This is a genomic window from Priestia abyssalis (assembly GCF_002019595.1).
GTDB lineage: Bacteria > Bacillota > Bacilli > Bacillales > Bacillaceae_H > Bacillus_BA > Bacillus_BA abyssalis.
Map to the genome: position 1 here is coordinate 1,992,198 of NZ_KV917369.1, position 24,343 is coordinate 2,016,540.

The 24,343-nt window shown below is 40.4% G+C and carries 12 protein-coding genes and 2 pseudogenes; all 14 read left to right on the plus strand.

All coding sequences use genetic code 11. The features are described from left to right. Positions 1–3 precede the first annotated feature (3 nt). The 14 genes and pseudogenes from dptG to BK575_RS09215 all read left to right on the plus strand — a co-directional run bounded on the left by dptG (position 4) and on the right by BK575_RS09215 (position 24,183). Positions 4–1,389, plus strand: a complete 1,386-nt coding sequence (gene dptG, locus BK575_RS09150) for a DNA phosphorothioation-dependent restriction protein DptG (RefSeq protein ID WP_078410113.1) — start codon at positions 4–6, stop codon at positions 1,387–1,389. Continuing rightward, entirely contained in the window at positions 1,370–6,454 is a 5,085-nt protein-coding gene (gene dptH, locus BK575_RS09155) for a DNA phosphorothioation-dependent restriction protein DptH (RefSeq protein WP_078410114.1), read from the plus strand. Before dptG ends, dptH begins: the two co-directional genes overlap by 20 nt. A gap of 335 nt (positions 6,455–6,789) precedes the next feature. After that, on the plus strand, positions 6,790–8,496 hold the full coding sequence (locus BK575_RS09160) for a DNA cytosine methyltransferase (RefSeq protein ID WP_078410115.1): 1,707 nt from the start codon (positions 6,790–6,792) through the stop codon (positions 8,494–8,496). Positions 8,497–8,514: 18 nt separating this feature from the next. Continuing rightward, the gene (locus tag BK575_RS09165; RefSeq protein ID WP_078410116.1) at positions 8,515–9,168 is read left to right on the plus strand and encodes a BglII/BstYI family type II restriction endonuclease; all 654 of its coding nucleotides are present in this window, start codon (positions 8,515–8,517) and stop codon (positions 9,166–9,168) included. 405 nt (positions 9,169–9,573) lie between these two features. Then, positions 9,574–10,038, plus strand: a pseudogene (locus BK575_RS09170) (DNA cytosine methyltransferase); the annotation flags it as partial. Between the two features lie 628 nt (positions 10,039–10,666). After that, positions 10,667–11,743, plus strand: a pseudogene (locus tag BK575_RS09175) (McrB family protein); the annotation flags it as partial. Beyond that, positions 11,718–14,198 carry a restriction endonuclease-like protein gene (locus tag BK575_RS09180; RefSeq protein ID WP_078414717.1) on the plus strand — a complete coding sequence of 827 codons (2,481 nt, stop codon included), beginning with the start codon at positions 11,718–11,720 and terminating at the stop codon, positions 14,196–14,198. The pseudogene BK575_RS09175 and the gene BK575_RS09180, both read left to right, overlap by 26 nt. 32 nt (positions 14,199–14,230) lie before the next feature. After that, on the plus strand, positions 14,231–14,641 hold the full coding sequence (locus BK575_RS09185; protein ID WP_078410118.1) for a (deoxy)nucleoside triphosphate pyrophosphohydrolase: 411 nt from the start codon (positions 14,231–14,233) through the stop codon (positions 14,639–14,641). 232 nt (positions 14,642–14,873) lie between these two features. Then, a complete protein-coding gene (locus BK575_RS09190) occupies positions 14,874–16,214 on the plus strand; it encodes a hypothetical protein (protein WP_078410119.1) in 1,341 nt (446 codons plus the stop codon). Between the two features lie 161 nt (positions 16,215–16,375). Beyond that, on the plus strand, positions 16,376–17,218 hold the full coding sequence (locus BK575_RS09195) for an alpha/beta hydrolase (protein ID WP_078410120.1): 843 nt from the start codon (positions 16,376–16,378) through the stop codon (positions 17,216–17,218). A 685-nt stretch (positions 17,219–17,903) separates the two neighbouring features. Then, complete coding sequence (locus BK575_RS28460; RefSeq protein WP_169907676.1) at positions 17,904–19,868, plus strand: tetratricopeptide repeat protein; 1,965 nt, start codon at positions 17,904–17,906, stop codon at positions 19,866–19,868. A 380-nt stretch (positions 19,869–20,248) separates the two neighbouring features. Beyond that, positions 20,249–21,775 (plus strand): spore germination protein, encoded by a 1,527-nt coding sequence (locus BK575_RS09205; protein ID WP_078410121.1) that lies wholly within the window; start codon positions 20,249–20,251, stop codon positions 21,773–21,775. Positions 21,776–21,858: 83 nt separating this feature from the next. Continuing rightward, positions 21,859–23,058, plus strand: coding sequence for a Ger(x)C family spore germination protein (locus BK575_RS09210; RefSeq protein ID WP_235867473.1), 1,200 nt, complete (start codon positions 21,859–21,861; stop codon positions 23,056–23,058). A gap of 27 nt (positions 23,059–23,085) precedes the next feature. Next, positions 23,086–24,183, plus strand: coding sequence for a GerAB/ArcD/ProY family transporter (locus tag BK575_RS09215; RefSeq protein ID WP_078410123.1), 1,098 nt, complete (start codon positions 23,086–23,088; stop codon positions 24,181–24,183). Positions 24,184–24,343: the final 160 nt, after the last annotated feature.

Genomic DNA, 24,343 nt, shown 5'->3' on the forward strand with positions numbered 1-24,343 from the left:
GCAATGATCGATAAGAAGAATTTAGATATTTTAAGGAACTCTTTATCAATAAAAAAAGAGAAAGTCGGTTTAAAGCATACAATCAATAAAAAAGCTCCCTTGTTGCCCTTTACAACAAGGGGAACAGAACGTGCGAAATTCAGAAACGGTTTTGAGGGTGTTTTGGGAGAATTCAGTCGCCTTGTAAGCGGTAATCGTTTGAAGAAGGAACTTAGTCTAGAAGAATTGATAGGAAAGACGAGCGAGTCCGTGGAAATGTCGAAAGAAAACCGTCCCCATTTCGAACAGATTTTGCGAATGTTTTTACAGGAAAAGGAAGGGTCCATCAAAGTGTTCCATCCCCATCTGTTTCAATATTTACCTCTCAGCGACGGTGCAGATAAGAAAGGGGAACAGGACATTGCGATGTTTCTGATGGATGTCCTCTTGGATGGAAAAGAAGGAATGGCAGAAATCTTTGAAAAGCAAGATTCCGACGACTTGATATCACGTTTAATTCTTAACGGGTTAGATCATCTGGAGCGTTCCGAAAGAGAGCGACGATATGTAAATCAGCTTCCTTATCTTTCCCGATTGTTCGAGGAAGATTTTCGTTTTTTGATGAAGCATGAGGATTATTTTAAGACTCATTATCATCTGTTTTTGAGTTATTACTACTTCCTTTATATCATCCAACTGACTTTGAAGCTGGCACAAGGTTCGAAAGCAGCCTTTGACCGTAACAATGAAGTTTACTTTACCTTGGACTGGGAAGGGACAAGTAAAAATCGAAAAGGTTATGCACAGGGTTACCAAATGATTAAGGATGCAACCCGGTATTTATTGATTCACATCAACTGTCTGGAGCACCTGAATTTTTTGATAGGTGTAGAGAAGGCTCAAGGGTATCCAGGGTTGAAGGAAGTGTATGACGAATCCGAAAATGGGGATAAACAAATTTTCTTGGAAATGTTACGAGATTGGATTATGGAATACCGCGTTCATCTTTCTTTGGGAACGGTGGAAGAGAATTTGGAACTGGAATATGATACCCTCGTGCAAGCCCTGTTCAATAGCATAGAAGAGGCGTACCAGAAAGATACGATGCAAGGGCCAAGGCACCGATACTCTCTCTCGATAGAAGAAATCGGGAGAAAATATTTCTTAAAAACGAGAGGTTCTCTCGGATATATGCTGAATATCAGCCAGGATATGTTGTTATTGCTCACTGCGCTGAGTTTGAAAGATGAGCGTAAATCATTGAAGCAAGTGTTTGCCAACCTGGAGTCCAGAGGATTATTCTTTGACCGCTACTCAAAAGAGGAAATCGTACAGTTATTCGACAAATTGAACCTAATAGACAAAAAAAGTGATAGTGGTGATGCACAATATGTTAAACCAATTTTATAATTACCTTTCAGAGAAGCTCATCGGATACTTGCAAAACGAGCCTCTTAGGGGAGGGGAACGTTTTTATCTTCAATTTGACAATGAAGAACAGGTTGAAAGCTTCTACCGTGTTTTGGAGGAAAGTGAAGCATCACAACCTTTTCATTACCGACATGAGCATGGATCTCCTTATTCGACGATTTCCATCAAAATTTCGGAAAACATCAAGGTAGTAGTGGCGGCAACATCGGAAAACGTGACGCCCGATTTTCTGGTGACGCTCCGGAATCAGGTGGGAGAGCAAAAGGGAGTATGGGAAAATACCGCATTATTGAGCATTTGTCATGAAACATTGGATAGTATCCGGGGCGGAAGCAGTGATTTGCAAAAAGAAGGAATGCCATTCAACGTAAAATCCATATTGAAGACGTTAAAGGAAGACATAGAGGCTTCTTCCCTGAAGAAAGAGGAGAAGGAAGTCCTATCGTTTTATTTGCGCAAAAAGTTAGATGACGTTGTCCTGCAACCCTCCTTATGGGATTATGAGGAAATCTTGGGCTTTTTGGTAAAAAAGGAAATTGCTAAAGCCGATTATCCGAATTTGGGACTTTTCTATGATGAGAATCTGAATCAGTATACATCAGCCCAGATGAAAAAAAGATTGGAAGAGAATTACGGTTTCTACGAGAAAGTCCAGCATCTGCATGAGTACGAATATTTAGAGAATCAACTCGAAAAGCTATTCGATGATAAAGGGGTCCAGCGACTGAAAAAAGATGATTGGAAGGAAGCGGACTATACATTAGTCAAAGACTCTCATGAGAAACTGATAGTAATAGATAAGCCTCTGGAATACATTGAATCCACAAAGAAGAAATCCAAAGAGGGACTCGTTTTTTGGGAAAAGGCACAGGGGGACACGAAAGCCGGTCAACGCAAACGTCATTTGATTGTATTCAACCTCTCAGGTTTGGAACAAATCAATATCGGGTTCGAATTCAATGAAAGATTGAAAAAAGATTATATCCACAAGAACTGCCAAGACGTTTGTGAAGTTTCGGGAAAAAAACTATTTGTGTCCTTATCCCATCAGCCTAAAGAGACATCGTTCCATAAGGTTGTCTACACGCATAAGATGCAATCGAAATCAAAATACGAATTCAATATAATCGTAGTATCATGCGAGCCTTCGCTTTTACAAAGCATTCAGACGCTCTATGAAGTGAATGTAAGTCAAAAGAAACTTATCCTCAATAAAAGGGAGGAAAGCATCGTCCTCGGTGATGGAGTGAGCCAGCCGGAAGAAGTATTCATAGAAGAGGAAGAACAGGTGGTCCAGTACCAAAGTGGGAGTATGGAAATATCGGGATCTTCTTCTGCTTGGAACGATGATACATTGTCATTTACGCTCCGGTTGGGCGAGACTTCCATTCCGATTCTCATTAAAGAACAGGTGGCAAGAACAGTCCCTGTCTTCGGTAATCGCGTGTGGAAACTTAAAAGGGAATATGAGGAAAGCTTTGAATATAACGAAGAGACGAACAAGTTAAAGCAAGGAGCAAGAGAATTTTCAGCACGTGAAGAATTTAGAAAGTATTTAATGGATGAAAAAGAATGGATTCAGAATGAGATAGCCTACGCTGAAAGAGGTCTGTCGGGGCTCAAAAAAATCGTATTGCCCCTCAATGAATCCTTGGCGGCGGCTTATGAAGCGCTGATTTCTTATTATAAAGTGAATGATACGGTTCCTAGCCTTGCGTTCATGGACGATAAGTTGCGCGAACTGTCCATCCGGTATTTGGATGAGTTCAATGCCAGTATCGCTCATATCGAGGAAAACACGATGTTGAAACGGGAAGAGAAAAATTTGTTCAAGCTTGGAGTAATCCATGAAGGGCAGAGGACGCTTCTGACGCCGCTCCATCCGCTGAATGTCGCATATCAGTTGACAATCAACGATGAACTCAAAGGTGAACAAATCGACATGCATATCCTCAATCGGTTGCACCCCAACAATTTACTGCCATATGTTTACGGGGAAGACGACCGTTTATATCGTCCCATCGTCCAAAGTGATGCACCGGAGTGGATGGTTTATGAACCGTTGCAACAAGTGGCCATTGGCGAATCAAACGCATTTCTTTCAAGTGTGGTAGAGGAAAAGCTTAATCAATTCGTAGAACATTTTCAATACTTGTTTCTTGAGGATTCCAAATCCCCGATAAGGATCAATGTCATCAATATAAACAACGACAAAGAAGTGGTCCGGGGGTTGATGAATTTCATCAGGAAACAACTCGAGAAAAAAGGCCTTTCCAAGATTATTCCGGTAGAGGTGACATTATATCAAGAGAGCGATGTTTTCAGCGACTTTGAAAGGTTCTCAATCTATGATGAAGTCGAAAAATTTGAAGAGGCTTTCGATATGTCGCTTGGAACGAAGAATTTGGATGCTGTCGATGTGTTGAGGTTAGTTCGGGAAAATGTGCTGTATTACAAAAGCGTAGGTTCGGAAGAGTACGGTCACGCCCATATTTCTTTTTATAAAATGGTTTCAAATGAAAGACACGCCAAAAACACGATGGATGACATCGAAACTGGCCTATCGTTGAATGGATTGTTATCTTCCTTGTCATCGGTCAAGACGGAGGAAGACTATCGCACGGGGTTCGGGGTAAAGAATGTATTGGATACAGAACACCTGTTGATTCGAACGGCATGGGGCATGAACGAATTGGCCAGCAATTTGAACAATGACGGAACGAACCCTTATCGAAAAAATGAAACAATAGTTACAAGAACATCAAATTACGATGAACGGGTTTTGAATCAGTTATATGACTCGTCATATTGGGTAACGTTCATTGAGCCAAGTGTGGGATTGGATTTCTTCCAAAGTTCGTCACGCGATTTATTAATCATCCACTACAGTGACCAATATTCATCATCGACCCAATACGATGCCATCACCGTAACCGATAAGACGAAACAATATCAAGCCATCATCGAGCAGTATCTAACGGAGAAATCCATCGTTGCCACTCCAGAAAAGATAGATACGGCCATTAGGGCATTCAATAGCTTGAATGGAGAATGGCTCCTTCGGATAATCGGAAGCAAGGGCCAGTTTTCGCGTGAAAAATTGAGCATCATTTCAGCCATCAAATATATTTTAAGTACATTGGATCATAAAAACATTTTATGGATTCCAATTTCATTGGAAGAAGTGTTACGTGTGGCTGGTACGGTGAAATTGACGAAAAGTGAAGGAGTTTTCTCGGCGAAGAACCTTGGAGTCAAGGGAGCCCATAGTGATGATCTTTTGTTGATTGGAGTCGAAGTCGGCAATGGAAGGTTATTTGTTCACTATTATCCGGTAGAAGTGAAAATTGGCTTGAATCAGGAGAGTACCATCGTAAAGGCCAAAGAGCAAATTGGTAGTACAAGGCTTCTTTTCGATACACAACTTTCAAAAGTGGACGAAGATGGGAAAAAGGTGTTTAAGCATAAATTCTTCCGTAACTTTTTTGTGCAATTGTTGCTATCGAACACTGAGAAATTCATTGCGAATAGAATATGGCCGGAAAAAGACTATGGAAAAATCGATTCGCTGAAAGCGAGATTGCTAAACGACGATTATGAAATAAGCCAACATTTGAATCCCATAATTGGTAAAGGTGCCATTTTATCGTTCAAAACGGAACAAACATGGCGATCCATCAAAAATGAGGATGATATTTTGTTGCTGGAATTGACAGAAGAGGATGGATATTCAGGTGTTGCTGTCGGAATGGAAGAGCTTAAAATGAACATCCAGTCAGGGAATACAGATATCAATCCTGAGGTGTTATTGGGAAACCGATACGGTGGTTATAATGAGGAAAAGAAAGTGTCTGATATGGAACCACCCGAGCCCGTCGTGAAGCCACCGATTCCCGCCGTCGAAAATGACTTGAATGACATTCGTGTGTTGCTTGGAACCATTGAAGGGTCCATGAAGAAAATATATTGGGAGTTCGGGCATCGTGAATTGGCCAATCGTCATATTTTGATTTCGGGAAAATCGGGGCAGGGCAAGAGCTATTTCATTCAATGCCTACTTCTCGAATTGGCCCAAAACGGCATTTCAAGTATCATTTTTGATTATACGGATGGGTTCAAAAACTCCAAATTGGAGCCGGAATTTAAAGAGCAACTTCAAGGAAACATCGAACAATTCTTGGTAGCAAAGGATAAGTTCCCAATCAATCCGTTCAAGCGAAATCAAAAGGAACTTGATGAGGGAATCTATATAGATGAGGACAATACTGACGTTGCCGAACGCATCAAGAGTGTGTTTTCCGCCATTTATAAAGATTTGGGCATCCAACAGCAAAATGCCATCTATGAAGCTGTAATCCGAGGGCTTGATAAACATGGTGAAAACATGAGCCTAGAATTGCTGCTGGAAGAGTTGGATGATGATAGTTCTGGTCCGGCAAGGACGGCCAAATCTCAAATCAAGCCGCTCATCGATAAAAGTCCATTCAACCATGAGAGCCAATATAACTGGGGAGAGTTGCTGAACGAAAAAGGAAAAGTATTCATCGTTCAATTGACGGGTTTCAACAGGGACGTCCAACTGATGATTACCGAGTTCATCCTTTGGGACATTTGGAATCATCAATTGCATCATGGCGACAAAAATAAGCCATTCCCTGTCATTCTTGATGAAGCACAAAACCTTGACCATAGGGAAAAATCACCGAGCGCCAAGATTTTGACTGAGGGAAGAAAGTTCGGTTGGTCCGGGTGGTATGCGACTCAATCGTTGAAAGGTCAGTTTACGACGGATGAAATCTCTAGGCTCCAGAATTCCAGCCAAAAAGTTTATTTCATGCCACCTGAAAATGAAATCAGTTCGATCGCAGCAAATCTCGCCCAAGATGCTTCTGCCCGCAAAGAATGGGAAAAGAGGCTGGCAACATTAAAGAAGGGGCAGTGCATTGCTTTTGGTCCAATCCTTGAAGAAAATGATACATTGAAACAAGGAGTACCTCTTCTAATAAATATTAGTTCTTTACAAGACAGACTTAATAATAAATAACAACAAAAAGGTGTGCAAAAACGTGCACCTTTTTGTTATTGCTCTTATTTTCTTATGGGAGTCGACAAAAAAGACGATGCTTGCAATTAATAGATAATGATATTTATATAGGTAATTCGTGGTTGATATACTTTTTTATTTTCAGTTCACAATGGTGAAAAATAGAAAAACTGTTTTGCAGCACTGGAGAAGTGCAAAATAATATACTTTTACGTATCTGGTCATTTAACTCGATTTAAAAGGCGTGAATTTGTTATAAGAGCATAATAAAATTTCTTATGGTATAATTTTAAGTACAATTAAGTTGAGATTTAAGATAGAAAAGGTGAAGTATTATGAAAGTTGCAGATTTTTTTTGTGGAGCCGGGGGATTCAGTGAAGGCTTTCGCTTAGCTGGATTTGATGTGGTTTTTGGTGTTGATAAATGGAAACCGGCTGTAATTACGCATGAAAAAAACCATCCAGATGGGGAAGTATACTACGGGGATGTTGAAGAATTATCAAATTTATCTGATGAGGAATTCCATTCTATAATTCCGGATACCGAGATTATTATCGGTTCCCCTCCTTGTGTTGCTTTTTCGAACTCCAACAGATCGGGTAAAGGAGATAAATCACTGGGAATTAGGCTTATGGAATCCTATTTAAGGATTGTCGCCAGAAAAAAATTTAAAGAAAACTCGATTCTGAAGTATTGGATACTAGAGAATGTACCGAATCTACAAAATTATATAAAAGACGAATATACAGCAGAAGAGTTAGGGTTAAAAGGCGATTTCACATTGAAAGTAAGAAATGAAAATTCAAAAGAGTATAATTCAAAATATTATGGGGTAGCCCAGAACAGAAAAAGATTCTTTTGTGGGGAGTTTCCGACGCCTCAGGAAATTATTTCTTCTGATGAAAAAGTAATACCCTTAAAATTCATTCTGGAATCTTTGGGCCATCCTAAAGAAGAAAAAGAGGGAAATCGGACAATTACTGATCCTAACTATCAAGATTTAGAAATGTCTTTATTTTCTATTACTGATCATCATTATATTAAGGAAATTGCACAGTTTGAATGGGAAAAGGCAGAAAGAGCCAAAACTGATAAAGGATATATGGGGAAAATGTCGTTTCCGGAAGATTTGAACAAGCCCTCGAGAACAATAATGGCAACTTTATCAAGTAGTGCAAGAGAATCGCTGATATACCAGTATAAAAATCATAACAATAGGTTTCGTTCACCAACAATACGTGAAGTAGCTTCCATAATGAGCTTTCCTTTGGATTATAGATTTTATGGCGATTCTATGCCCGTAAAATATAAGCTTGTTGGTAATGCGGTCCCACCAAAATTATCGTTTGCTTTTGCGAGAGCGATTGCTGAAAAAGAAGGTTTTCCTATACCAGAGGGGTATCCGAAGTTAACATTAAGGTTTGAAGAAGACAAAGAGTTTAAAGAGTTAAATTTCAGTAAATTGCCAATGAACATAGAGAAAAGAAAGAAAATGGATAAAGCTAGGTACAAGTATCATATACCTTATCTAAAAGTAAATACTTTTAGAGTAGAGTTGACTAATCATCATTCTGACTTTAAGAAAGGTGAATTTGTATGGGATGTAGAAATACACAAGAGTCAGGGAGTGCAAAATAAAAAGGTATTTCAGCCAAAAAATGTTGATGCTTTTCCGCTGGGAAGTGTTTGGGAAGAGAAAGTAGGTATGTTTCTAAAGACGATTGAACGTCAGCTAGTCCCTTCGTTAGAACTTCAGAAGATATATTGCATGACACAAAAAGAGAGAGATGCACAAGGATTAATGGGACCTGATGAAATTTTAATGAGGGTCAGGAATTTTATTGATAGTATTCTAAGAGAAGATAACAATTTAAACGAGCAAAATATTAAGATAGAAGAAGAACCTAACGAACTGCCATTCTCAATAGCTTTAGGGTACTATGTCTTGACAAAAATTATGAACAAAGTGTTATCCATGGAAAATATAGAAAATTTAAGTGATGAAGGCATATTAACTGAAGGTTTGTTTATTTATCGGTAATTATTTAGAGGAGGACTTATGAATCTTAAATTTTATTCTCATAAGTTTGCAGAGCAAATACTTAACCATAATGACTTTATCGAAACTTTTAACGAAATATGCTGGGTTTGTAAGAATACACCAATCCCTGTCTTTAAGAATAAGTCGAAAATGCAAAAAAGGTTAGATGTGGTCCAACAAATAATGGATTCATATTTAACTTTACAATTCAAAACTTTAGGTTGGAATGTAAATAAGCCTATTTCTAGCGATGGTGACTCTATAAAATTTGACTATTTAAAAGAGATTCACAAAAGTGAACATACTTATCGATTACAAATTGAAGTTGAATTCGGTAACGTAGCCAGCACTTACCGAAACTATTTTAAACTACAAATGTCTAATTTAAATCAATTATGTGATATAGGAATTATAATAACCCCGACTGAAACACTTTCAAGACGAATTGACAGTGGGGTAGCATCTTTCGAAAAAACAATAAAGGAAATACAATCTGGAAAATTGTTATTCAACTTCCCGATATTGGTTATTGGTTTAGACGATCAGCACAGCGATGAATGGGATGTAAAAGCAGTTGAACCTGATTTGAAAGTACTTCAAAATAAAAATAAAACTAGTATTAAACATGAACTTTTAGTGCTAGACTATATCAACTCCTTAAAAAGGTTATAAGGGTATAAGGATTCTTTGTTACGAATGGTTAATCAGTACCTTGGGCAGGATAAATTCTTGCCTTTTTTGTATGTCCTCCCATTTTTCCATTTTTGAAATTGGAAACGGCTCACGATTATGTAATAGGAGTGACTCAAAATGTAATTATTGTCAAATACAAAGATTTTCATTGCTGAAAGTATTGACTCAAGTATTAGCAAGGTTCACTTCTATTTCATTGACTTATATTTGTTTCAATAAAAGATGATAGTGACCAGGGCTAAAATAATTCTCCCTTATTTGATATAATTTGCTTATTCTATATTATTTTTGACACTTAGTAGAGTTAATTTAATTCTTTATTGTGGAGTAATTCCGTGTCCTCCCCACTTTGCTCACTACCAAAAGAAAACATCCTAATATCTTGGAAAAGCAGATGAATCCTATTATTTAAAGATGGATAAACTCAATAAAAAAGGACGTACGGAACTGGAAGAGATGCAATCCTTGAAGGGACCGAAAAAGGAAGAAAGAACGTCAAAATTAACAGGGCATAAATATTTTTACACCGAGGGGGGCATGGCTTTCTCCGATGACCCTGATAAACCAGGCCGCACCATGTTGACAAGTGAAGGAACGCGGAATCGGAGTTCACATGTGGTGAAGGATCCAATCACAGGTAGGTTGAGGTATTTGACACCTGTGGAATGTGAATTGTTAAATGGCTTTCCTATGGATTGGACAAATACAGGGATGCCGGAGAGAAACAGGTATTTCTGCATGGGAAATGCTTTGGTCGTCGGATTGATTGAAGAGATAGGAAAAAGAATTCTTGAAATCGAAGAGCAAGAAAGAAAAGTGAAGAATTTCATACAACTTACTTTCTTCTGAAATAAAACAGGGATAGGCTGATTTCCAGTCTATCCCTGTTTTATTGAAAAGGATAAACTGTATATGTTTATATTAAAAGGTGAGGTTTAGTCAACTGATTCATAAAAATTTAAGTCACACAATTCAACACTGGAAGTTGGCTTGTCTAATAGATAATTCAAGTGGGAAACGGGGATTCATAATGGAACAAAATCGTAAACTGGCTTTAATCATTTCGTATTATCTTTCCAAGTTCGATCAAAAGGCTGTCGAAAACCTAGGTTATAAAAATTTTACGGATGCTTTTAAGAACATTGGTGAAATTTTAGATTTGAAACCAAACACAATCAAAAATATGAGAGAGCAATTCGATCCTTTACATCCGAATAAGAGAGTTGGGTGGTATCAAAGAGACCTATCTCCCAGTCGTTTAGAAGTAGTGAAAAAATATGAAAATTTTAGTGAACAGGATTTAAGGAATGTCGTCAAAGACATATTAGAAAGATATAAAAAAGAAACGGAATTGGCAGATAAGACCTTGCAAACATATATTGATGAAATTGGAGACGACAAATCCGATTATGAGCAACATGCTGTGGAGGTAGATGGCATCTCTGAAAGAGTTGATGCTCATTTAACAGATAAAGAAATCATCAACCACATCTCCTCCTACATCCAAAGCAAAGGCTTCTACTACAATAAACAAGACATCATTAACCTCTTCCTATCCTTAAAAACAAAACCATTCGTCATTCTGTCCGGCATCTCGGGAACAGGGAAAACGAAGATTGTCCAATGGTTTGCGGAGAGCTTAGGAGCAACCGAAAAGAACGGCCAGTTCGTGCTGATTCCTGTTCGTCCGGATTGGAGTGACAGCTCTGATTTATTGGGATACGTCGATATTCAAGGAAAGTTTCAGGAGCGGCCGCTGATTAAAGTTCTTGAAGAAGCTGAGGATCATCCGGACAAGCCTTATTTTGTCGTGCTGGATGAGATGAATTTGGCGCGTGTGGAGTATTATTTCAGTGATTTCCTGAGTGTCATTGAAAGCCGGAAGTGGGAGGCTGGGGAGATTGTGACATCTGCTGTGCTGCCGCAGTCCGTTGTCGGGAAGCGGGTGACCATTTCAGCGAACGTGTATGTCATTGGAACGGTCAATATGGATGAAACGACCCATCCGTTAAGTAAGAAGGTATTGGATCGGGCGAATACGATTGAATTCAATGAAGTGAAGCTGGATTCATTTGAATTTTTAATAGATTTGGAAGAGGTGGAGGCTAAGCGTGTTTCAAATAAATCCCTGACAGCGGAGTTTCTTCATTTGAAGGATTGCTTTAATAGTCATGAAGACCTTGTGAAGAGAGTGACTAATGTTCTAATTGAGATTAATGGAATACTTGAACCAATTGGTGGACAAGTGGGGTATCGTGTACGGGACGAGATTTGTTTTTACATGGCATATAACGAACAAGCCCATCTCCTGTCTTTTGAAGAAGCGCTGGATTATCAAATTTATCAAAAGATTTTACCGCGTATTGCCGGCAGCGACGGGCGAACGGAAGAGGCGCTAAAGAAGCTGTATCTGTTGTGCAAGAATCAAGAGTTCGACGGGGCTGATTGGAATCATGAAGACATGAGCTACGCTAAATACCCTCGCTGTACAAAGAAACTGTCTCAAATGTTAAGGAGGTTCGAATATGATGGGTTCACTTCCTTCTGGCTCTAATGATGAAGTCGAGCTTGTGAAAATTGAGACAGATGATTTTTCGTTAACGATCAAAGGAAAACCGTATCACGAAAAATACGAGAGCTTAAGAGAGTATCAGACGATGTCCTCTGATGAGAGGATGCATTTTCATGTGTCGGGGGCAGTGGAGTCTGTTTTGGTGTATGACGTTCGGGAAAAAGGGCTTGTAAACTGGTCGGAGCACCCTCCGATCTTTTTTGAAAACAGAAGCTATCAGCTGGTGGTCGTTCCAAAGACTGATCGAGAGCTTCATTTTTACCATGAGCATCCGCTCCTTCGCCAGGCCATTAGCCCCACGAAGATGGGACCATTGAAGATACTGATGGGAAGTCTTTCGTTTCCAAATGAAGTCGGTCATACATCCTTTGAGGTCCGCGATGAAAAAACGTCGTTATTGACGGTTACGTTTGAAATTTTTCCATCCAAGCTTGATTACAAAGAGGATTATCGTGCTCTATTAGAAGAAGTGAATGATGAAATTTACAATTTAGCGTTTCACATGTTGAAGCGAACGTATTTAGGGGCTTCAACCATCAATGCATCCAATCCGTCGAAAAGTGAGTTTTACCGTATTTTACATGATTCATTTGATCGGTTTTTAAAAGCGATCGCCCATATTAAAAGGCAGCCGCATCATGCGCTTGTGACCGAGCATCAGCTTGTGCGGGGAGAGAAGATTCGCCGGCTTGATTCTGTCGGGAAGAACTATTTGCGAAAGCGGCCGCATTTGTTTCAAGAGGCAGGAGCCACTATCGTTCCTTCTAAGGGAATTACCGCTCGTAAAGAAGTGTCTTATGATACATTAGAGAATCGTTTCGTCAAATGGATGATCACAAGGGTCATACATAAAATAGAGGATTTACAGAAGGCTTTGGAGTCTAGAGCGGGATCCCATCAACTGACGATGGATGAAGAGCTGGTCGAAAAAGTGAAGAAAATGAAATCCCGTTTGAAAGGTGAATGGAATGATCCTTTCTGGAACGGAATCGGAAAACTCGATCGCTCCGTTTTCTCCCTTGTGATTCAAATGGCAGCTGGCTATCGTGATGCGTATCAAGTCTTTTTAATGTTGTCACGAGGGCTGACGTTACGCGGGCAAATCTTCAAGATGTCGGTGAAAGATGTGGCGAGGTTATATGAGTATTGGACCTATTTAAAGCTCGGGCAGCTTTTGGCTAAAAAGTATTCCATGGTTGAGCAAGACATCATTAAGGTGCGAAGGGATGGATTATATGTCACGCTGGATGAGCGTGCGTCGGCCAAAAGAACGTTTATCCATCCGCAAACAGGGGAAATAATCGAGCTTTATTTTCAGAAGAAAAGCGGCAAGTTGCCGACGGTTTCGCAAAGACCTGATACAATGCTGGCGATTGAAAAGAAAGGGAAGGAGTACCGCTATCAATATATTTTTGATGCGAAATACCGCATTGATTTTGCGAAGTCTGGTTCTTATTATGAAAAGCAATACAAAACTCCCGGACCGATGGAAGAAGATATTAATACAATGCATCGTTACCGTGATGCGTTAGTAGTCGAGCAAGATGGTCCGTTTGAACGAAGTGCTTACGGAGCGTATGTGTTATTTCCTTGGAATCAAGAAGAGGAATATGAGCATCATCCTTTTTATAAAAGCATTGAAAAAGTAAATATTGGTGGTTTTCCGTTTTTACCGAATGCGACGAGACTTGTCGAGCAATTTCTTGATCACCTCATTGAAAAAAGTCCAGAGGAAATCGTAAAAGAAGGCATTCTTCCAAGGGGAACACGGGAGGAATGGCAATCTTCTTTAGAGGAAAAAGTGTTAGTGGGTGTTGTGAAAAATCAGCAACATTATGATGCACATATGAAGGATGGCTTTTACCATATCCCCGTTTCCCAGCTAAAACCTGGCTGGCAGGAAGCGAAATATGTGGCTTTATATGCCCCGAAGAAATGGTATGGGGAAAATGGCGGGATTCAATATGCAGCGAGAATTAAGAATGTCCAAATTAAAAAGCGCAATCAAATTCACGAGTTACCTAGTTCGAGAACAAATGATTATGCATATTTTGAACTGGAACCGTGGAAAAAGCTTGATCATCTTATTCGCCCAGTAGGATACGGTATTCAAGTGTACACGATGACAACCATGTCTTTATTAAAAGATGTTCAAGAACTTCCCGAGTTGTTTATGAAATCCAAAGAAGAACGAATTCTTTGGCGAACGCTGCGCCGTTTCACGCAACGGGTTAAGATTGAACTGGATCATTCGTATTTGGATCAGGCCTCTGCGATTAAAAGTTACGAAATTCAAAATGTACGTATAACGATTGACTATGAGCGCGGGGTTGTCATCATGGGCAAAGAAGGCAGGCTAAAAGAAATATCACTATCTGCAATGGTAAAAAATACATCCGCTTTTTTCAAAGAAGTGTTGGAGCAGCTTGAAGCGTAAGTCAACTGGTGGTGAAAGGAGTCACGTTTATCATGAAAAAAACGGTGAAAGTCGTCGGAGCGGTATCAATCAACAAGCAGAGCGAAATTTTATGTGCGCTGCGCTCCCCAAACATGTCCCAGCCAAATGTATGGGAATTTCCAGGCGGGAAGATCGAAGAGGGCGAGAGTCCGGAAGAGTCGCTTGTCCGGGAAATCAAGGAAGAGCTTGGCTGCACGGTTAAGGTATATGAGCTGATTGAAGATGTTGTCCATGAGTATCCGAATATCACTGTTCATCTACTTACATATAGGACTAAAATCGTGAACGGAACACCGACGGCAAAAGAACATGCGGAAATAAAATGGATGGCGCTTGAAGAACTGAGTTCTTTACAATGGGCACCTGCGGATATTCCGACGGTAAAGGCGTTGTTGTCAGGGAAGGTTAATATAGAATGTTGAAAAATAATATGAAAAATAAGTGCCTGTCATTTCCCAAATTGGGTAGTGACAGGCATTTTCAGTAAAAAGGAAATTAATTGAAAAAATGGTATAATTAGAAAAAATTGAATGGTTGTGAATTATTGCGGCAATGATGATACGGTAAAAAGCAGAGATTGAATGATTATGTGCGAGAATAAGAGAGAAGAAATAGACTGAAAGTGCCGTATTAAATCGTAAGGAGAATAAAAAAATGAAACAAGAGTTATCAATACAAGAGCTGTGTCAAGATTTAGAGAAAGAAGAACTCATACAATTAGTCACACATTTATCTGACGAATATGCAGATATCGATATGGCGATTATGGAGTGGTATGCTTCTCAAAAAGGATTGAACAAATCGTCAACTTTGCCTAATAAATTGCTTTGGGAATATTGGGAGCGGGCAGAAGAGATTATTAGCGATTTTAATGATTATGGCGGAGGGCCGGAGCATTTGGAATATGAGGCGGCCGAATATTTAGAGAAAATAAGAGAACTTTCACTGCAATCCACGCTGTCTCTTGAGGAAAAAAGGACGTTAATGAACCGGGCATTTAGTCAATATGCAATCGGAAATTCAGGGTTTGATGATGCTTTAATTGATTTTATTTATGAGCTGTGTGACTCTAATTCCGATTGGGAGCATGTCATCAAATTGCTGAAAACAGAACCGCGTTCTTGGAATGAAAAGCTGATTATGGGGATTTACAAAAATCAGTTGCACGATGATGAGGCGTATTTGGAGCGCCGGCTTCAGACTTTGGAATACGGCATGGACTACTGGGATTTAGTCGGATATTATGTATCAAAGTGTGAGGTGAGTAAGGCGGTGGAGGTCGCCCAATCAGGTATGGAAAAAGGGAAAGGAAGGATCACAGAGCTGGTTCTTTTTCTATTCGATTATTATGAAAAGCAAAAGGATGATAGGCAAATTGATGCTTTAATTGAACAGTCTTTCCAACGAAATGAAGAGATCACTCTGGTAGGTGAACGTGCTTTTGATTATTTCAAACAACAAGGTGACTATGAAAAAGCGAAAAATCAGCTGCTTCGGATGTTCCGTACGAGCTATTTTCGAAAAAAGCATTATGAATATTACAAAGTGCTGAAAAATTATTTGACTGCGGAAGACTGGGATGAAGTCAAAGGAGAATTATTGCAGATTGCCAAAAAAGAGAATGTAACAGATTATATGACAATTTGTTATGAAGAAGAAAATTATGATGAAGTGCTGAACATCATTCTCCAGCAAGAGAGGCGACCATATGGCTATGGTTATATGCAGCCAAGTTGGGATCGCTTTGCTGATAAGCTTGCGGAAAGGTACCCAAGGCAAATTAGTGAATACTATTGGAATAAAGGCTGCTCTTTCATCCCGGATGGCAACCGTAAAACATATAAAGAAGCCGCAAAATACTTACAAAAAGTAAGAAATATTTATCAAAATCTCTTAACAGAAAGTGATGTGTGGCAAAGTCGTTTAGCAGCATTAAAGATGCAGCATAAAAATAAACGAGCATTTCTGGACGAGATAAGGGTTGTTGAACATTAATATTAAGTGCCTGTCGCTTCCTGGTTTTAGTTAGTGACAGGCACTTTTAATATTCATCTTCTAACATAACCATAACTATACATATTAAGAAAGGTTGTTGGGGAGTTTTTCATCAAAGTCACAGGCCTGTTTGACAAAGAAAGTATGAAAGAGGTGTCGAGATGGAACCGTCCATTTATCGGGAGCTTAAGCCGTTTCAAGCCAGAAATGGAAGTACATTATATTATCGTTATTATCCCGCACCATCCAACTATGTTATGATTCTTCTCCATGGAATTTGCGAAGACAGTAAGTATTTAATGCCTATGGCGGAGTTTATTTCTGGGGAGCGCCTGGCGCATGTTTATACACTTGATTTAAGAGGATATGGACAGCATCCAGAAAGAAGGGGAGATGTGGATTATATCGGTCAGATTGAGGATGATGTAATGGATTTAATTGAGTTTGTTAAACATGATCATCCAACAGCCTTTCTTATTATGGCCGGTCATTCGGCAGGGGGAGGAACAGTGATACGATTTGCGGCAAGTAAGTATGGAACAGATGTGAGCGCTTATTTGCTTTTGGCACCTTTTGTACATCCAGACGCGCCGACGACACCAAAGAGCAATTCGAACAACCGGATGAAGGTTTATTTATCCAGGCTAATCCCGCTTATTCTGCTGAATAAAGCAGGAGTGACCCGCTTCAACCATTGGCGTGTTCTTTCTGTCAATAAGCCAAAAGAGCAGTGCCATGGGACAGAAACCTTGCATTTCTCATACCGCCTGCTCATGTCCCGCACTGCTGAAAAATACGAAGATGCACTGAGAGCTTTACAGCAGCCAACATTGGTGTTAATTGGGGATAAGGATGAGGAATTTGATCATTCCCAGTACGAGCCGTTGTTTAAACGATATAATGGGGCTGAAGTGAAAATCATAAACGACGCTGACCACGATGGGATTTTAGAGCATACAGATGCATATGCCGAGGTTAGAAGTTGGTTTGCCCGGTTAACTTAAAGAATGTCGATGGATCAAAGTCAGCCAACTTGATTGGTGACAAGTATTTTTGGTGATAGTTGGATGTGTTTCTTCTGTTTTTTTCTGTGAATTTTTTGTAAAAGAACAGGGGCTTAAATACCGAAAGTCAATGATAAAATAAGGCCTTGCATTTTCTAAATGGTCATTACTTGATTTTTCGAATCATACCTGGAACTTAATGAAGAAGAAGAGAAACAACTCCGAAAGGAAATTAACGCAAAAAGAAATCGAGCAGCTTCGGAATTAAAATACTGAGCTTATAACTTGTCAATATTCAAAAGCGCTAACTACAAATGAGTTGGTGCTTTTTTCTTGTATCTTCCATTTGCTATAGAGAATTAGCCGAGAAAACCACACTAGCTTCCCCCGTCGTAGGAGCCGGAATACTATAAATTAGGAAACCATTTTTATCCGAATCTATCGGCAGTAAAATTCCTGCTGAATGAAGGTTTACTTTATACGTGATCTTTGTGTGAAAAGCTTCGAGGGTACCATTCCTGTAAAGGTTTATTGGTGTTAAAATAAGGAAAAAGGAATGATAATCCAAAAAGGGACCATTCATAATCCGGGAGGTGACAGGTGCTTTCCACACTATATTAACAGAATAAAAAACTAGTAATGAGGTTAAGGTATAATAAGAGAAAAAATGAAAGGTCGTTATAGAATGTTAAAAGTCGGGAGAAACGATTTGTGCCCGTGCGGGAGCGGGAAAAAGCATAAAAAATGCTGTGATAAAAAAGCCGTTGTTTCGATAAACAAAGTTATAAACGAGGAAATAGTTGAACTGCAAAGAAATATAGTAGCCTTTGCCTTAACGAATTATGAAGATGAAATCACAGAGTTCTTGGATGATAGACTAGAGAATGTTTACATACCGGATGAAATGATGGAAGTTTTTGAGTTTATGATGATCAATTGGTGTCTCTTTACTTTACCTGTCAAGCAGGACAAAAAGGTCATCGATCTTTACATCGATGGAAACCTTTCCTCCATTAAAAGACAAAAAGCGAAAGACATTCTCCAATCATGGAGAGAGGGGACACCTTCTATTACGAGAGTTGTTTCGAGTGAAAATCAAACTATCGTTGTTCAAGATATTTTGACAAACGAGCTCATCACCGTAAATATTTTGGAAGAAAATCGCATGGTTGAACAGGATAGTATAGTTGCGGGAATCCTGATTCCGTTTGCTGATAAGGCAGCGTTTTTTACGCTATTCATTGATTTTCCAAGTGATATGGCGGATTCTATTGAACGAAGCATCATTCAAAAATATGAGGAAAATGATGGGGTAAATCCTTCGAGATATATCCAAAACTTCTTTCCGGAAATTCTTGATATGGCCATGTTTGGTGACAGTGCCGAGCTGGATGTTGACCGGTTTGAGTGGGTGTCGAATGATCATGCTGAAGTTGCGGTTCTTTTTCAACGAGCGATGCAGGATGAACGGTATGATGATGTTGTCGGCTTTCTTGGAATCGTACTCTGGTATAAATATTGTGAACAGCGAAACCCTCGCATTCGAAATAAAATGATTTACGTTGCAGCGCTGCATTGCTTAGTTGAGCGTATAATGCCGCTAATGGAGCCGGCTTCATTAAAGGAAATCGCGGAAGGTTACGGGGTAAATGCAAATACTGTTTCGTCGCGTTGCCGGGAGATGGAACGCGTTTTAGAAAAGGACCTTGATGAATTGATGAGTGAAATGTTTACGGAAGATGTTTTCCCTGGAGATGAATTGGACGAAGAGGAAAATCCGTTCATCCAGTCACGTTTTTTGATGGAACGTGAGCTGCGGAGGATGGAACAGGAAATGGAAGGGCTGGAGTTTGAGTCGATTGATGAAATCAACCAATTCATGAATGAGAGAATGAATCATCCTTCTGTTTCGACAAAGCCGCCATCGATGCAAGAAAAAGCACAGGAATTGGTGTTTGATGCCTATGAGACAACCGGGAAAAAGCGAAAGAAACTGGCCAAAGAAGCTCTTAAATTTGATCCCGACAATTCGGATGCTTACAACATTTTAGGGGAAGAAGCATCCACGTTTGAAGAAGCTTTACATTACTATCATGAAGGGATGGTTCGCGGAGAAAAAGCATTAGGAAAACGTTTTTTTCAAGAGAATAAAGGCCATTTTTGGATGATGGTCCATACGAGGCCCTTTATGCGTTCCAAGTTCCAGTATGCACAGCTTCGATATGACAATTCTGATTATGATGAAGCCATAAAACACTTCGAAGAGTTGCTTGAGCTCAATCCAAATGATAATCAAGGAGTCAGGTATCCGTTGCTTTCGGTCTATATAGCAGCAGGACAAACAAAGGAAGCTTTAAACCTTTTGGAAACGTATGGAGAAGATACGACAGCTTATTATGTTTATAGCAAACTCTTGCTGGAACTTCTTGATGAAGGCCCGACCACCAAGGCGAAAAATCTATTCATGCAGGCCATTGAACAAAATCCATATGTGATGGACTATTTGTTGCGTAAAAAACGAATTCCGAAATCCATGCCGCATGCTTATGGATTGGGAGATGAAAATGAAGCGATTATTTATGCTGCGGACAATGCCCATTTTTGGTGGAAGCATAAAACTTTACTTGATTGGCTAAAAAAACAACTATAAAAAATATTGTATTTGTTGCCTATGTCACTATCTGAAGATTGTCGAATGAATCGACAAAATGCGGGTGATGACAGTACTTTATGTGAGACTCTCAGCCGATTTGGTTGGGGGTCTTTTTAATGTCTGAAAAGTGCTTTTGACCAAATTTTGACCATAGCTAATCTTATTTCATCATCGTCATCCTGAGTAAAAACCATCATATTGGCCTCAGCAGTAATTGCGTTAGCTAAATTCGATGCTATTTGCCGTATACGCCATTTTTTTAGTAAGGATAGGGTGTTGGTGGGAACGACAAGTCTTATGCCTGGTTTTTCTTTTGGAATAACTTCAAAAAATTATCAAATAATGATAAATAATACAGTTTTAAAAGGAGTATTTTTATGTCATTTAAGTGGTCTCCTCGAACTGAAAAGAAACATAGAAAAAAAGAAATCGTCCATGAGATGGGGTTTCAGGAGGAAAACCATCAGCTTCAGCAAGACCTGGATGAAGTGTTACACCGGATCAAGAACGAACTTGGGAATAGTCCAGATGTTATTGTCCGTACCTTTCAAATAGGGAACGGCCCACAAAATTGGGTTGCGGCCGTCTACATGGAAGGGCTAACGGATAAGGAGAAAATCAATGATTTTGTTGCTCGTTCTTTATTAACCGAACCGGATGATGTATTACTCCAATCGAGTCATTCACTGAGTATCTTTGACGTTATCAAGACTAGGGCATTGACCGTTGGTGATGTAAAAGTTCAAAGTGACTGGAACGGCATGATGCATGCCATTTTATCAGGAGACATCATCGTCTTGGTCAACGGCTTTGCGAACTGCATCATCGGAAATCTTCGAGGCGGAGAGCAGAGAAGCATATCGGAACCCCAAGTGGAGATAAACATTCGGGGACCAAAAGATAGCTTTACCGAATCCATCGGGACCAATATTTCTTTGATTCGCCGTAGAATGAAAAGTCCGAAACTTTGGATGGAATCAATGCGAATCGGAAATGTATCACAGACAGAAGTTGCCATCATGTACCTTAAAGGGATTGCAGAAGATCGACTTGTCGAAGAAATGAGACGACGCTTAAAAGACATTAGAATTGATGCCATCCTTGAATCGGGATACATCGAAGAGTTGGTTCAGGATCAGACATTTACACCCTTTCCGACCGTTTTTAATACGGAGAGGCCAGATGTGGCGGCCGGCAATTTACTAGAGGGGCGAATCGTGGTGTTGGTTGACGGGACTCCGAATACCTTGATTTTACCGACTACTTTTTCCCAATTTTTTAAATCGGCAGAGGACTACTACCAACGGTTTGATTTTGCTGTATTTATGCGCATGATCCGATATTTCAGTTTTCTTCTTGTGATATTGGTTCCGTCTATTTATATCGCAGTGACTTCCTACCATCATGAAATGATTCCGACGCCTCTGGTCATCAACTTATTGGCCCAGCGTGAAGGGGTTCCATTCCCTGTTGTTATTGAAGCTCTGCTGATGGAGGCTGCGTTTGAAATCATGAGGGAGGCCGGCACTCGCATGCCTCGTGCCGTAGGACAAGCGGTCTCCATTGTCGGCGCCGTAGTACTGGGGCAAGCCGCGGTCCAAGCAGGTGTGGTAACCGCGATGATGGTTATCATTGTTTCTTTAACGGGGATTGCCAGTTTTACAATGCCGGGTTTTACCCTCTCCACCACAGCACGATTGATCCGGTTCCCTATGATGCTTGCCGCGTCCACCCTGGGTTTTTACGGGATTATCATGGCGATAATCCTACTAGTGGCTCACATGGCTAGTTTGCGGTCTTTTGGAATTCCGTATCTATCTCCATTCGCGCCGTTTGGCCTCCAGCACCAAAAGGATACCATATGGCGTTCACCTTTTAAGACGGCGATTACGCGCAGGGACTAAGCAAAGGACCTCCTTCCAAAAGGACGAGGGTCTTTTGCCGGATCAAAAGATAAAACATCAGGAGGGATGAGAACATCGTGAAAATGAAAGCGTGTTTTCTTTCTCTAATGATTCTTTGCCTATTTCCCTTGGGAGGCTGCTGGAATTACCGGGAGTTAAACGAATTGGCATTTGCCACGGCTATGGGAATCGATAAAGTACCAAATCAAGACGAATACCGCTTCTCGTTTCAGATTGTCAACGCCAGAGAAATCGCGGGGCAAGAAAGAGGAGGTAGAGCTGTACCGGTTGTTATATACTCCGCCACGGGAAAAACGTTGCTGGAAGCAATCAGAAAAGCATCGAAAAAAGTGCCTCGAAGAATCAATGGGCAACATATGCGGGATTTGATCATAGGGGAAGAATTGGCAAGGGAAGGGATGGAAGAGGTATTTGATTTGATGGAACGGGATCCTGAACCGCGTTTAACAACGAGAGTGTTTATTGCGAGAGACTCAGATGCGGAAACGATTATGAAGACTCTCACGCCGCTCGAAAACATTCCGTCCAATGCTATTCTCGGAAAACTGAAAACTTCAGGAAAAGTATATGCAGAGAATTACGAAGTAGATATCGATGATACCATTCGGGGGCTGCTAATCAAAGGAGGGGGTCCCGTCATCAGCGGAATACAACTCACAGGAGATACCCGAGTTGGACCGAACTTATCGAATTTGGAGCAAAGCGATGTGCCTGCTGAATTGATCGTCAGCGGCATGGCTCTCTTTAAAGGAGGCAAGTTGGCGGGGTGGGTGGAAGATGGCGAAGCCCGAGGGGTTTCATGGATTAACAATAAAGTGGAAGGTACGATTGTTAACCTGGACTGCGAAAAGAAAAAGGATGCCATCGCGATTGAAATTCTTCGCTCCAAGACAACAATTAAAGCAGAAGTTAAGGGAGAGCAACCATTCATACACATACATATTCGTGAAATCGGCGGAGTGGGAGAAGCGATGTGTATGATTGATCTAACAAAATCAAAGGAACTTCGCAAATTGGAACAGCAGTGGAACGAAAAAGTGAAGGATGAAGTGACAAGGGCCATCAAGGAGGCACAAGATCTAGAGACCGATATTTTTGGGTTTGGCGAAGCCGTTGAACGGGCGAATCCGAAGGCATGGAAGAAGATGGTGAAGGAATGGGACAAAATTTTCGCGACATGTGAGGTGGAGGTGAAGGTTGAGTCGAAGATACGGCGTTCGGGGAAGATAACAAAGCCTGCTTTGTTCGATCTAAAGAAATAATGTGTAGTCGAAACGGTGGTGGATAAAGTGGAAAACGCGAGAATTAGTCCAGGGCAGCTGTTTGCGTTAATGATGTTGTTTGACATTGGGACTGCGTTGGTGGTCAGCTTGGGAATAATGGCGGAAAAAGACGCTTGGTTGGCCATTCTGCTGGGGGGGGCTTTCGGATTACTCCTTTTTATTGTTTACGCTTCACTTTTTCGCCTTTATCCAGAGCTTTCGCTTACCGGTTACATGAGAGCGATTTTGGGCAAATGGATTGGATGGCCGTTAGGGCTGCTTTACATTCTTTTCTTTCTTTACGGAGCGGCAAGGGATGTGCGTGATGGAGGAGATTTGCTTGTCAGTTCGCTGTTGGACCAAACACCGCTAATCGTGATTAATGCTGTTATGGTTATGTCGGTCGCCTACGTCTTGAATAAAGGAATTGAAGTGTTGGCAAGAACGGCCCAAATTTTTTTGGTCGTTTTGGTTATATTGGGCCTGTTGAGTAACTTGCTCTTATTTTTTTCCGGAGTAGTCGAGATTAAACGACTGTTTCCGGTCTTGGGCAATGGCTGGGGACCGGTGATTAAGACCTCATTAAAACAGACAATCGCGTTCCCTCACGGTGAAGTAATTTGTTTTACTATGGTAATGCCCTACTTGAATCAACCGAAAACGGGAGTTCGGGCAGGGTTGGCAGCTGTGTTGATCAGCGGACTCGTTCTCAGCTATTCCAGTGCGTTGAATATCGCTGTGCTTGGGAATAATATCGTCGGAAGGGCCACTTTCCCCCTGTTGTACACGATCAGTTTGATCAATATCGGTGAGTTTGTCCAAAGGCTGGACGTATTTGTTGTTACGACTTTGATTATTGGTAATTTTTTTAAAGTGGCGATCTTTTTTTATGCCGGTGTGATGGCAGCTGCAGATGTGTTTCAAATCGGGGATCATCGGAAGCTCATTCTGCCCATGGGGCTTCTCATTTTGCTTATTTCGATGATGCTCAGCGGCAGTTTTACTGAGCATATTGAGGAGGGGAATTTAGCCCTGCGGACGGTTTTTGTTTTGTTTGGAATGGCCATCCCCGTAGCTTTATTGATAGCGGGTAGATTGAAAAAACGGTTTGGATCCGGCGAATGATGCAGGCTGTTTGATGGTTACTTTTTCTCGATGAAATGAAGAACGATCGGTTTTGTTAATACATAAAGCATAACCAGGGAAATGGTGACTAATTCATCTTTTGTCATGAATGTAAAAGGAGAAAGGATATTTGTAAGGGATACATGCAAAGGTAATTTCA